The 11830-nt window shown below is 69.8% G+C and carries 10 protein-coding genes and 3 tRNA genes; 7 read left to right on the top strand and 6 right to left on the bottom strand.

The annotated features are described in order from the left end of the window. The first annotated feature begins 106 nt into the window (after window positions 1-106). Complete coding sequence (locus OG852_RS33250; protein ID WP_330349882.1) at window positions 107-886, top strand: MBL fold metallo-hydrolase; 780 nt, start codon at window positions 107-109, stop codon at window positions 884-886. Window positions 887-938: 52 nt separating this feature from the next. Here the strand turns inward: OG852_RS33250 and OG852_RS33245 are convergent, their stop codons facing one another. After that, window positions 939-1076: a hypothetical protein gene (locus OG852_RS33245; protein WP_330349881.1), complete on the bottom strand. Its 138-nt coding sequence runs from the start codon at window positions 1074-1076 to the stop codon at window positions 939-941. A gap of 185 nt (window positions 1077-1261) precedes the next feature. Here OG852_RS33245 and OG852_RS33240 point away from each other — a divergent pair, with 185 nt between their 5' ends. After that, on the top strand, window positions 1262-1525 hold the full coding sequence (locus OG852_RS33240; protein ID WP_133909692.1) for a type II toxin-antitoxin system VapB family antitoxin: 264 nt from the start codon (window positions 1262-1264) through the stop codon (window positions 1523-1525). Then, window positions 1522-1935, top strand: a complete 414-nt coding sequence (locus OG852_RS33235; protein ID WP_330349880.1) for a PIN domain nuclease — start codon at window positions 1522-1524, stop codon at window positions 1933-1935. The genes OG852_RS33240 and OG852_RS33235 overlap by 4 nt, the downstream gene beginning before the upstream one ends. A 341-nt stretch (window positions 1936-2276) precedes the next feature. Here OG852_RS33235 and OG852_RS33230 read toward each other — a convergent pair. The 3 genes from OG852_RS33230 to OG852_RS33220 all read right to left on the bottom strand — a co-directional run bounded on the left by OG852_RS33230 (window position 2277) and on the right by OG852_RS33220 (window position 2679). Continuing rightward, window positions 2277-2350 (bottom strand) — tRNA-Ile (locus tag OG852_RS33230). A gap of 178 nt (window positions 2351-2528) precedes the next feature. After that, window positions 2529-2601 (bottom strand) — tRNA-Asn (locus tag OG852_RS33225). Between the two features lie 5 nt (window positions 2602-2606). After that, window positions 2607-2679, bottom strand: a tRNA-Asn gene (locus OG852_RS33220). 157 nt (window positions 2680-2836) lie between these two features. Here OG852_RS33220 and OG852_RS33215 point away from each other — a divergent pair. From OG852_RS33215 to OG852_RS33200, 4 genes are all read left to right on the top strand, one after another. Next, complete coding sequence (locus tag OG852_RS33215; RefSeq protein ID WP_133909578.1) at window positions 2837-3142, top strand: YtxH domain-containing protein; 306 nt, start codon at window positions 2837-2839, stop codon at window positions 3140-3142. A 150-nt stretch (window positions 3143-3292) separates the two neighbouring features. Continuing rightward, window positions 3293-4747, top strand: coding sequence for an FGGY family carbohydrate kinase (locus OG852_RS33210; protein WP_133909577.1), 1455 nt, complete (start codon window positions 3293-3295; stop codon window positions 4745-4747). Window positions 4748-4957: 210 nt separating this feature from the next. Then, window positions 4958-6691 carry an ABC transporter ATP-binding protein gene (locus OG852_RS33205; RefSeq protein ID WP_133909576.1) on the top strand — a complete coding sequence of 578 codons (1734 nt, stop codon included), beginning with the start codon at window positions 4958-4960 and terminating at the stop codon, window positions 6689-6691. Next, window positions 6691-8619, top strand: coding sequence for an ABC transporter ATP-binding protein (locus OG852_RS33200; protein ID WP_330349879.1), 1929 nt, complete (start codon window positions 6691-6693; stop codon window positions 8617-8619). The genes OG852_RS33205 and OG852_RS33200 overlap by 1 nt, the downstream gene beginning before the upstream one ends. A 28-nt stretch (window positions 8620-8647) precedes the next feature. On the opposite strand, the gene OG852_RS33195 is transcribed toward OG852_RS33200, so the two are convergent. Together OG852_RS33195 and dnaG are read right to left on the bottom strand one after the other, a co-directional pair. After that, window positions 8648-9799: an RNA polymerase sigma factor gene (locus OG852_RS33195; RefSeq protein WP_133909574.1), complete on the bottom strand. Its 1152-nt coding sequence runs from the start codon at window positions 9797-9799 to the stop codon at window positions 8648-8650. Between the two features lie 115 nt (window positions 9800-9914). Then, a complete protein-coding gene (gene dnaG, locus OG852_RS33190) occupies window positions 9915-11819 on the bottom strand; it encodes a DNA primase (protein WP_133909573.1) in 1905 nt (634 codons plus the stop codon). Window positions 11820-11830 lie beyond the last annotated feature (11 nt).

Raw genomic sequence — 11830 nt, 5'->3', positions numbered from 1 at the left:
TTTACCATGCAGAGTCTTCAGCGTATCTCGTCTGCCTGCGGTTTCGCGGCGAGAGTGGAGGTCGTCAAGGCGACGCAAGGCCGCCTCCACCGCAAGGAGTCTCCCCATGAACGGCACGGTCACGGTCCTCGACAAGGGCGCGGTCCGCATCCACAGCTACATGTCCCCGGCGGACACCTTCCACGCCACCACCCAGCTGATCGAGACCCCGGCCCGGATCGTCGTGATCGACGCCCAGCTGAACCCCGCCTACGCCGACGAGGCCGTCGCCTACGCCAAGGGCCTCGGCAAGCCGCTGGACCGCCTGATCATCACCCACGCCCACCCCGACCACTACAACGGCGCCGACCGCTTCGGCGCGCCGGTCCACGTACTGCCCGTGGTGCGCGAGCAGATCGCCGCACGCCCCGCCGCCCAGCTGCCCAGCGGCGTGGTCGTCCCGGCCACCGACCTGCCCTCCAGCGTGGACATCACCCCGGGCACCGAGGTCATCGACGGCGTCCGGTTCGTCTTCGAGGCCGTCTCCGGCGGGGAGGCCGCCGACGAACTCCTCGTCAAGCTGCCCGACCAGGGCGTCCTGGTCGCCCAGGACCTCGTCTACAACGACGTCCACCTCTACCTGGGCAACGACGACATCACGGGCTGGCAGCAGGCCGTCGACGCCCTGGCCGCGGAGACCGGCTACGACACGATCCTCGCCGGCCACGGCCTGCCCGCGGGGCCGGAGGTTTACGCCAGTATCCGCCAGTACCTCGCCGACGCCCGCGAACTGCTCGGCGACGACGGCGAGGCGTACAAGAAGGCGATCGTGGACCGCCACCCCTCCCATGTCGGCCCGTTCATCATCGACATCGCCAACCGGTCCCTCTTCGGCGTCGGTCACTGATCCTCCGGCTGCTCCCCTTTCAACTCCCGCCCATTCAGGAAGACTTGTCATGTCAGTCCGTCTTCGCCGTACCCGTGCCGCAGCCGTCGCCGTGGCCTCGCTCCTCGTCCTGGGCGGCGCCGCCCAGGCCCTCGCCGCCTCCGGCGGCGACCTGCCCTTCTCGCAGGTCGCGGCCGCCTTGGGCATGCACGAACAGTCCAGTCTCACTTGTGCGGTACATCGGTGGTTCGGCACGTCACCTTCCAGACTGCGACGCGCAGGACCGGCGTCCCACGCCAGTCCACCCTGATCAATCGAACGCGCAACAAAGGACGCACATAAAAGATCTTGTATCTTGATACACTTCGCTTGATACATCAAGCGGAGGAGGCCACCATGAGTCGGACGGTCATCGATCTCGACGACCAGGCGCTGGAGGAAGCAGCCAAAGAACTCGGCACCACCACCAAGCGCGACACGATCAACACCGCCCTGCGGGAAGTCACGGCCCGCTACCGGCGTCTGCGAGCACTCGACGAGGCCCGCGAACTGGTGGCCGAGGGCGCTCTGGACATCGACCTGCTGCTGCACAAGAGCGCATACCGCCCCACGAGGGCGGGCGCCGCGGACGACGACCGCGACGCAGGAGCGCACGAGTGACAGTCGCCGACTACCTCATCGACACCTCCGCCCTCGCCCGCGTCCTGCTCCGCCAGAACACGGCCGAATGGGACGACAGGATCGCCGCCGGCCTCGTCGCGATCTGCGACCTCACCGAACTGGAAGTCCTCTACTCAGCCCGTTCCGCCATGGACCGCACGCGCTTGAAGGCGGCCCTCGACGCCCACTACGCCTGGTGTCCCATGCCCGACGGCGTCTACCGCCGCTCCCGCGTCATCCAGGAACAACTGACCGCCAAGGGGGAGCACCGCAGCGCGGGCCCCGTCGATCTCCTCGTGGCCGCCGCGGCCGAGGAAGCGGGACTCACCCTCCTCCACTACGACCGCGACTTCGACACCATCGCCCGCACGACAGGTCAGCCGGTCCGCAAGATCGACCTCAGGCAGTAGAGCTCGCGCGGTACCGACGGGCACCGAGCTTCTGACTGACCGCCCGCCTGGCGGTCAGTCGGCAGTGGCCTGGGCCGTCTCCCGACGCCCTGGGTCACCGGGCACTACTTCCGAATGCTCGTGCCCAGCCAGCGTCCAGAATTCGACGTCCAGAGGCTCGTACAGCCCCTACGGCGCCATCCTCCAGCCCTAGGCCGATACGTCTGCGCAGGTCAAAGCAATCCCAACGCACACTGACAGTGGCGGAGTTGAACTCACGAGCAGCGGATTCAGCCCCGCAGCCCAAAGTCCTGAATCCGCACCCCAGATGAGACGTTTCCGCAGGTCATAGGCCTGCACAGTGGGGCGGGTGGGACTCGAACCCACGGCCGACGGATTATGAGTCCGCTGCTCTAACCGGCTGAGCTACCGCCCCATAGCGGCGTGTCGCGTACATGTGTACGCGCCGTGTGCCGCAGCATAGCCGCTCATACGATCTCACGCTTCGCCGGTCGGCCCTGCATGACCATGGGGACCGCGCTGCGGCCTGCGCGGTTCCCGTCGGCGTGACACCGACATGAAAAAGGACCCCTACGGGGTCCTCGTTCACGATGCTCCCCCGACTGGACTCGAACCAGTAACCTGCCGGTTAACAGCCGGCTGCTCTGCCAATTGAGCTACGGAGGACCGAGCTCCCCCGACTGGACTCGAACCAGTAACCTGCCGGTTAACAGCCGGCTGCTCTGCCAATTGAGCTACGGAGGAATGCCTCGTTGCATCGAACGTGCCTACCTGGGTATTCGCCAGGGGGCGGGCGCTCGCTGCGACACATACATTAGCGCAAGCAGGGGGGTGCTCCGCCAATCGGTTCCCCCCGGCGCCGACGCCGCACCAGGAACCTACGAAGGGAAGGGTGGCCGCCATGCGCTACAAGCTGACGTTCCTCGTCGGGCTCACCGTCGGTTACGTGCTGGGCACGCGCGCCGGTCGTGAGCGCTACGAGCAGCTGAAGAAGTCCGCGCGGCAGGTCGCGCAGAACCCCGCCGTACGCAACACCGCCGAGACGGCCGCCCAGCAGGGCCGCCAGTACGCGGGCAAGGCGTACCACGCGGTCAGCACCAAGGTCGGCGACCGCATGCCCGAGTCCGTGGCCGGCCGGGTCCGCTCCCTGCGCGACCGCAGCGCCCACAACGGCGCCGAGGACGACTGGGGCACCAGCACCACGTAACAGTTCCTCTGCGACACCGATCACAACGACGCCCCACGGGGCGCGGGGAACTGCGCGACCAGCCACGACGCGGCCGCACCCGCGACACCCGCGAGCCCTCCACGGTCTACGCGGCTCAACCTCGGCGGCGCGTGCGGCAGAATTTTCGTTATGGGGATAGTCGCCGGGCTGGACAGTTCGCCCGATTTCACTCGTATCGTCGTCTGCGACGCGGACACCGGAGCCGTGCTCAGGCAGGGGTATGCGCCGCATCCGATGGAGAACCCGGACAGCGGGGGCCGGCCCAGCGACGTCGATCCCCAGGCCTGGCTGCTCTCCCTCGGGGAGGCGGCCGGCGGGGGCCTGCTCGAGGGGGTGCAGGCCATCGGGGTGTCCTCGCAGCAGAACGCGCTGGTGCCGCTGGACGCGCAGGGCAACACCGTGCGGCCCGCGATGGTCGGCGGCGACAAGCGCGCGCAGGTCGCGGCGGCCGATCTGATCGACGCGCTCGGGGGGCGTGAGGCCTGGGCGCAGGCCGTGGGGTGCGTACCGCAGGCCGCCCAGCCGGTGACCAAGCTGAGGTGGCTCGCCAAGACCGAGCCCGAGGCCGCGCTGCGCACCGCCGTCCTGATGCAGGCGCACGACTGGCTGGTGTGGCAGTTGCTGGGCCGGCCTGTGAGAAGGACCACGGACCGCGGCGGGGCCTCCGGGACCGGGTACTGGTCCGCCGCGATGGGCGGATACCGGCCCGATCTGGTCGAGCTGGCGCTCGGTCACCAGGCGATGCTGCCCGAGGTGATCGGGCCGTCCGAAGCGGCGGGTACGACACCGGAGGGGCTGCTGATCTCGGCCGGCACCGGCGAGACCATGGCCGCGGCCCTGGGGCTCGGGCTGGGCATGGGGGACGTGGTGGTGTCCCTGGGCGCCTCCGGTTCGGTCATGGCCGTGCACCCCGAGGCGCTGGTCGACCAGTCCGGGATGATCACCTCCCTCGCGGACGCGACGGGCATGCATCTGCCGGTCGTGACCACCCTGAACGCCGTACGGACCCTGCGCGGCGCCGCCGAACTGCTCGGCGCGCCCGATCTGGAGGGGCTGTCCGACCTGGCGATGAAGTCGACGCCTGGCTCGCACGGGCTGGTGATGCTGCCCTACCTGGAGGGCGAGCGGACGCCGAACCTGCCGCACACCGCCGGGACGCTGGCGGGGCTGCGACGGGAGTCCATGAAGCCCGAGCACTTCGCGCGGGCCGCCTTCGAGGGCATGCTCTGCGGGCTCGCGGACGCGCTCGACGTGCTGCGCGGGCGGGGCGTGAGCGTGCAGCGGATCTTCCTGCTGGGCGCGGCGGCCGAGCTGCCGGCCGTGCAGGCGGCGGCGCCCGCGCTGTTCGGCGCGCAGGTCGTCGTACCGCAGCCGGCGGACTACGCGGCGATCGGTGCGGCCCGGCAGGCGGCGTGGGCGCTCGGGGCGAAGCAGGGCACGCTCGATCCGCGGACCCCGCCGGTCTGGCAGGGCGCGGCGGCCGTCGTCCTGGACCCGCGCGAGGACCTGGCGGTGGGACAGGCGGTGCGCCAGCAGTACGTGTCGGTGCGGGAGCAGACCCATCCCGGGGCGTTCCGGGCATAGGGCCGGGCATAGGGCCGGGCATAGGGCCGGGCATAGGGCCGGGCATGGGGCCGGGCATGGGGCCGGGCCCTGGTCCACCCGCCCTCGTACACGCATGGCCCTATATCACGCGGCCCTCGGCTTAATCGGTTGAGGTAACGCGGGTGGAGTGTCCGACGATAGGGGCCAGGGGCAACCAATGCCCCTACCGCCGACTCCGAGAGACGTAGCGTGCTCATACGACTTCTGCGGACCTACCTCAGGCCCTACAAGAAACCCATCGCCCTGCTGGTGCTGCTGCAGTTCCTGCAGACCTGCGCCACCCTGTACCTGCCCACACTGAACGCGCACATCATCGACAACGGCGTCGTCGAGGGGGACACCGGATACATCCTGTCCTACGGCGCCCTGATGATCGGCATCTCGCTGGCGCAGGTCGTGTGCAACATCGGTGCCGTCTACTACGGCGCCCGGACCGCCTCCGCGCTCGGCCGGGACGTCCGGGCGGGCGTCTTCGACCGGGTGCAGTCCTTCTCCTCCCGGGAGGTCGGCCAGTTCGGCGCGCCCTCGCTGATCACCCGGACCACCAACGACGTCCAGCAGATCCAGATGCTGTCCCTGATGGCGTTCACGCTGATGGCTTCGGCGCCGATCATGTGTGTGGGCGGCATCGTCATGGCGCTCGGCCTGGACGTGCCGCTGTCCGGGGTGCTGGTCGCCGTCGTGCCGGTGCTGGGCATCTGCGTGACGCTGATCGTGCGGCGGCTGCGGCCGCTGTTCCGGTCGATGCAGGTGCGCCTCGACACCGTCAACCGGGTCCTGCGCGAGCAGATCACCGGCAACCGGGTGATCCGCGCCTTCGTCCGCGACGAGTACGAGCAGCAGCGGTTCCGGAAGGCCAACACCGATCTCACCGGCATCTCGCTGAAGACCGGCAACATGCTGGCGCTGATGTTCCCGGTGGTCATGACCACGGTGAACCTGTCCTCGATCGCGGTCGTCTGGTTCGGCGCCCACCGGATCGACAGCGGCCAGATGCAGATCGGCGACCTGACGGCGTTCCTCGCCTACCTCATGCAGATCGTCATGTCCGTGATGATGGCCACCTTCATGTTCATGCAGGTGCCGCGCGCGGAGGTGTGCGCCGAACGCATCCAGGAGGTGCTCGGAACCTCGTCGTCCGTGGTGCCGCCGGTGGCGCCCGTCACCGAGCTGCGGCGGCACGGTCATCTGGAGATCCGGGCGGCCGGCTTCCGCTACCCGGGTGCGGAGGAGCCCGTCCTCAAGGCGATCGACCTGGTGGCGCGGCCCGGCGAGGTCACCGCCGTCATCGGCTCCACCGGCAGCGGCAAGTCCACGCTGCTCGGACTCGTCCCGCGGCTGTTCGACGCGACCGACGGGGAGGTGCTGGTCGACGGGGTGCCGGTGGCCGACGTCGATCCGGTGCTGCTCGCCAGGACCGTCGGGCTCGTCCCGCAGAAGCCGTACCTCTTCGCGGGGACCGTCGCGAGCAATCTGCGCTACGGCAACCCGGACGCGACCGACGAGGAGCTGTGGCACGCGCTGGAGGTGGCGCAGGCCAAGGACTTCGTGACCAAGCTCGAGAACGGGCTGGACTCCCCCATCGCCCAGGGCGGCACCAATGTCTCCGGCGGTCAGCGGCAGCGGCTCGCGATCGCCCGGACGCTCGTGCAGCGGCCGGAGATCTATCTCTTCGACGACTCCTTCTCCGCGCTCGACTACGCCACCGACGCGGCCCTGCGCGCGGCGCTCGCCCGGGAGACGGCGGAGGCGACCGTGGTGATCGTCGCCCAGCGGGTGGCGACCATCCGGGACGCCGACCGGATCATCGTCCTCGACGAGGGCCGGGTCGTCGGCACCGGAAACCACCGCGAGCTGATGACGGACAACGAGACCTACCGGGAGATCGTGCTCTCCCAGCTGACGGAAGCGGAGGCTGCCTGATGGCCGGGCCCATGGGGCGCATGATGGCCGGCACTGGTCCCGACAACCGCTCGCTGGACTTCAAGGTGTCCGGCAGGCGGCTGCTCACCCAGTTCAAGCCGGAGCGGCTCACCCTCTACGGGATGCTCTTCTGCGTGGTGATCAGCGTCGGCCTGAACGTGGTCGGCCCGAAGATCCTCGGCAAGGCGACCGACCTGGTCTTCGCGGGCATCATCGGACGGCAGATGCCGGACGGCGCGAGCAAGGAGCAGGTGCTCGACTCGATGCGGGAGCGCGGCGAGGGTCAGGTCGCCGACATGCTCAAGAGCACCGACTTCACCCCCGGCAAGGGCGTCGACTTCGACCAGGTCGGTGAGGTCCTGCTGTTCGCGGTCGGGGTGTTCCTCGTCGCCGGTCTGCTGATGGCGGTGGCGACGCGCCTGGTCAACCGGGCCGTCAACCGCACGATGTTCCGGATGCGCGAGGACGTGCAGACGAAGCTGTCGCGGCTGCCGCTGTCGTACTTCGACAAGCGTCAGCGCGGCGAGGTGCTCTCCCGCGCCACGAACGACATCGACAACATCCAGCAGACGCTCCAGCAGTCGATGGGGCAGCTCATCAACTCGCTGCTGACGATCATCGGCGTGCTGGCGATGATGTTCTGGGTCTCCTGGCTGCTCGCGCTGGTCGCGCTGGTGACGGTGCCGCTGTCGGCGGTCGTCGCGGCGAAGGTGGGCAAGCGGTCGCAGCCGCACTTCGTGCAGCAGTGGCGCACCACCGGCAAGCTGAACGCGCACATCGAGGAGATGTACACCGGCCACACGCTGGTGAAGGTGTTCGGCCGTCAGGAGCAGTCGGCGCGGCAGTTCGCCGAGCAGAACGAGGCGCTGTACGAGGCCGGGTTCAGGGCGCAGTTCAACAGCGGGATCATGCAGCCGCTGATGTTCTTCGTGTCGAACATCAACTATGTGCTGGTGGCGGTGGTCGGTGGTCTGCGCGTGGCGTCGGGCGCCCTGTCCATCGGTGATGTGCAGGCCTTCATCCAGTACTCCCGTCAGTTCTCGATGCCGCTGACGCAGGTCGCGTCGATGGCGAACCTGGTGCAGTCCGGTGTCGCCTCCGCCGAGCGGATCTTCGAACTCCTCGACGCGGAGGAGCAGCAGGCCGACCCGGCGGCGGGCGCCAAGCCGGAGGAACTGCGCGGGCGGGTCGCGCTGGACCACGTCTCGTTCCGCTACGACCCCGAGAAGCCGCTCATCGAGGACCTCTCGCTGACGGTGGAACCGGGCCACACGGTCGCGATCGTGGGTCCGACCGGCGCCGGCAAGACCACACTGGTCAACCTGCTGATGCGGTTCTACGACGTCTCGGGCGGGCGGATCACCCTCGACGGCGTGGACATCGCCCGGATGTCCCGGGACGAGCTGCGCGCCGGGATCGGCATGGTGCTCCAGGACACCTGGCTGTTCGGCGGCACGATCGCGGAGAACATCGCGTACGGCGCCTCGCGCGAGGTCACCCGGGGCGAGATCGAGGAGGCGGCGCGGGCGGCCCACGCGGACCGGTTCGTGCGGACGCTGCCCGAGGGGTACGACACGGTGATCGACGACGAGGGCAGTGGGGTCAGCGCGGGTGAGAAGCAGCTGATCACGATCGCGCGGGCGTTCCTGTCCGACCCGGTGATCCTGGTCCTCGACGAGGCGACCTCCTCGGTCGACACCCGCACGGAGGTGCTGATCCAGAAGGCGATGGCGAAGCTGGCGCACGGCCGGACGTCGTTCGTCATCGCCCACCGTCTCTCCACCATCCGGGACGCGGACACCATCCTGGTGATGGAGAACGGCTCGATCGTGGAGCAGGGCGCGCACGCGGAGCTGCTGGCGGCGGGCGGGGCGTACGCCCGGCTGTACCAGGCGCAGTTCGCGCAGGCGGTGGCGGAGGTGGACTAGGGGTTGCCCACCTCCAGGTGGGCGACCTTCAGTCCAGGTAGCCCCTGAGCTGGTCCGCGAAAGCGTGATCCCGCAGCTTGTTCAGCGTCTTCGACTCGATCTGACGGATCCGCTCCCGCGTCACCCCGAAGATGCGCCCGATCTCCTCCAGGGTGCGGGGCCGCCCGTCGGCGAGGCCGTAGCGGAGCTGCACGACCTTGCGCTCACGCTCGCCGAGCGTGGACAGCACCGCCTCCAGGTGCTCGCGCAGCAGCAGGAAGGCGGCCGACTCGACGGGGCTGGTCGCGTCGCCGTCCTCGATGAGGTCGCCGAGGGCCACGTCGTCCTCCTCGCCCACGGGGGCGTGCAGGGAGACGGGTTCCTGGGCGAGCCGCAGCACCTCGCCGACCCGCTCGGGGGCGAGGTCGAGCTGGCCGGCGACCTCGTCGGCGGTCGGCTCGTAGCCGCGTTCCTGGAGCATCCGGCGCTGGACCCGCACCACCCGGTTGATCAGCTCGACGACATGGACCGGGACCCGGATGGTGCGGGCCTGGTCGGCGAGGGCGCGGGACATGGCCTGGCGGATCCACCAGGTGGCGTACGTGGAGAACTTGTAGCCGCGCGCGTAGTCGAACTTCTCGACCGCGCGGATCAGCCCGAGGTTGCCCTCCTGGACCAGGTCGAGCATGGTCAGGCCGCGTCCGACGTACCGTTTGGCGACGGAGACGACGAGCCGCAGGTTGGCCTCGATGAGGCGGCGCTTGGCCATGCGGCCCATGACGACCAGCCGGTCGAGGTCGAGGGCGAGGTCGCTGTCCAGGTCGGGGGTGTTGCTCAGTTTCTCCTCGGCGAACAGGCCGGCCTCGACCCGGCGGGCGAGTTCGACCTCCTCGGCCGCGGTGAGCAGCGGGATGCGGCCGATCTCCCGAAGGTACTGCCGGAACAGGTCCGAGGAGGGCCCGCTCGTGTCGGCGGCCGCCCGGGACGGGGGCGCCTCCACGGGCTCGGGGGCCTCTTCCAGGGCCTCCGGGGGCGGTTCCGTCTCCGGGTGGTGCGCGGCACGGTTCTGCGGCGGGACCGCGACCAGGACGTCGTTCTCGGCGTCCGGTTCCGTGTCGTCGGTAGTGCTGGCGTTCTGCGTCAGGGTCTGGGTCTGCACGGGGGCGACCTCCAGGATGATCGCTGCTGAGGTGAGCGGCAGCGGTACTGCGGGGGCCGCTCCGAGGACTCAGGCACCGGACCCAGTGTGGAGTACGACACATCCCCGCCACGAGGGGCGTGCGGTGACTTTTTGAGTCCGGCCCGTAACAAGCTGTTCAGAGCGCTGCGGCGCCGTGCTCCCGCAGGGCCTGGTCGTACTGCTGAAGGACCCACAGTTCGTTCTGCACGGCGGCCAGTTGGGCCTGGTCACCGCCCGCGCCGAGGCGGGTCAGCTGGGACTGGACGTCGCGGACCCGGCGTTCGACGGCGCGGCGGCGGACCTGGACGAGGACCGTGCCGGCGTACACCTCGTCGACGGTGCGGCGCATGATCGGCTCGACGGCGAGTTCGGTGACCATGGCGCGGACCGTGTCGTCGGGGGCGGACTCGCGGACGCGGATCAGGTACTCCTGGGGGTCCTGGACGCCCCACTCGGCGCCGCCCGCGTCCAGGACGGCCTGGCGTACGGCCGCGTAGGGGGCGGCGGTGAACTCGTCGACGCCGTACGCGTCGAAGGCCGGGGAGACCAGTTCGGGCCGCTGGAGGGCGAGTTTGAGGAGTTCGCGTTCGGTCGCGTAGACGGGGTTGCGCAGGGTGAGGGCGGGGCCGGAGGCGGCGGGGCGGGGGGCTGCCTCGTACGGCTGCTGGGGGCTTCGGCCGGCCGGCGCGGGGCCCTTGCCGCCCCGGTCGCGGGCCCAACGGGCGAGCTGCGCGACGCGTTTGACGACGAACTGGGTGTCGAGGATGCCGAGCATGCCGGCGAGCTGGACGGCGACCTCGTGCTGGGCGCCGCTGTTCTTGATGCGGGCGACGATCGGGGCGGCCTCGTCCAGCGCCGCCGCCCGGCCCGCCGGGGTGTCGAGGTCGTACCGTACGACGATCTGGCGCAGCGCGAACTCGAAGAGCGGGGTGCGGGGTTCGACCAGGTCGGAGACCGCCTCGTCGCCCTTGATCAGCCTGAGGTCGCAGGGGTCCATGCCGTCGGGGGCGATGGCGATGTAGGTCTCGGCGGCGAACTTCTGGTCGTCCTCGAAGGCGCGCAGGGCGGCCTTCTGGCCGGCCGCGTCCCCGTCGAAGGTGAAGATCACGCGGGCGCTGCCGTTGTCCATCAGCAGCCGGCGGAGGATCTTGATGTGGTCGCCGCCGAAGGCCGTGCCGCAGGTGGCGATGGCGGTGGTGACCCCGGCGAGGTGGCAGGCCATGACGTCGGTGTAGCCCTCGACGACGACCGCGCGGGAGGACTTGGCGATGTCCTTCTTCGCGAGGTCGATGCCGTACAGCACCTGGGACTTCTTGTAGATCGCCGTCTCGGGTGTGTTGAGGTACTTGGGGCCGTTGTCCGCCTCGTAGAGCTTGCGCGCGCCGAAGCCGACGACCTCGCCGCCGATGTCGCGGATGGGCCACATCAGCCGGCCGCGGAAGCGGTCGATGGGGCCGCGGCGGCCCTCCTGGGAGAGGCCGGAGAGCAGCAGCTCCTTGTCGGTGAAGCCCTTGCCGCGCAGGAAGCGGGTGAGGTGGTCCCAGCCCTGGGGGCTGTAGCCGACGGAGAAGTGCTGGGCGGCGGCCTGGTCGAAGCCGCGCTCGGCGAGGAACTGGCGGCCGGTGTCGGCCTCCGGGCTGGTGGCGAGCTGTTCGGTGTAGAAGTCGGCGGCGATCTTGTGGGCCTCGACCAGCCGGATGCGCTCGCCGCGCTGGTGGGAGGGGTTGTAGCCGCCCTCCTCGTAGCGCAGGGTGATGCCGGCCTGGGCGGCGAGCCGCTCGACGGCCTCGGAGAAGGTGAGGTGGTCGACCTTCATCACGAACGTGATGGTGTCGCCGCCCTCCTGGCAGCCGAAGCAGTGGAAGAGCCCCTTGCTCGGGCTGACCTGGAAGGACGGCGACTTCTCGTCGTGGAACGGGCACAGCCCCTTGAGGTTGCCGCCGCCCGCGTTGCGCAGCTGGAGGTATTCGGACACGACGGCGTCGATCGGGACCGCGTCCCGTACCGCCTTCACGTCCTCGTCGTTGATCCGTCCTGCCACGCGTGAATTCT

The organism is Streptomyces sp. NBC_00582 (assembly GCF_036345155.1).
Classification (GTDB): domain Bacteria; phylum Actinomycetota; class Actinomycetes; order Streptomycetales; family Streptomycetaceae; genus Streptomyces.
The sequence above is the reverse complement of the archived record's forward strand: the minus strand, read 5'-3'. Positions and strand labels throughout refer to the sequence as shown.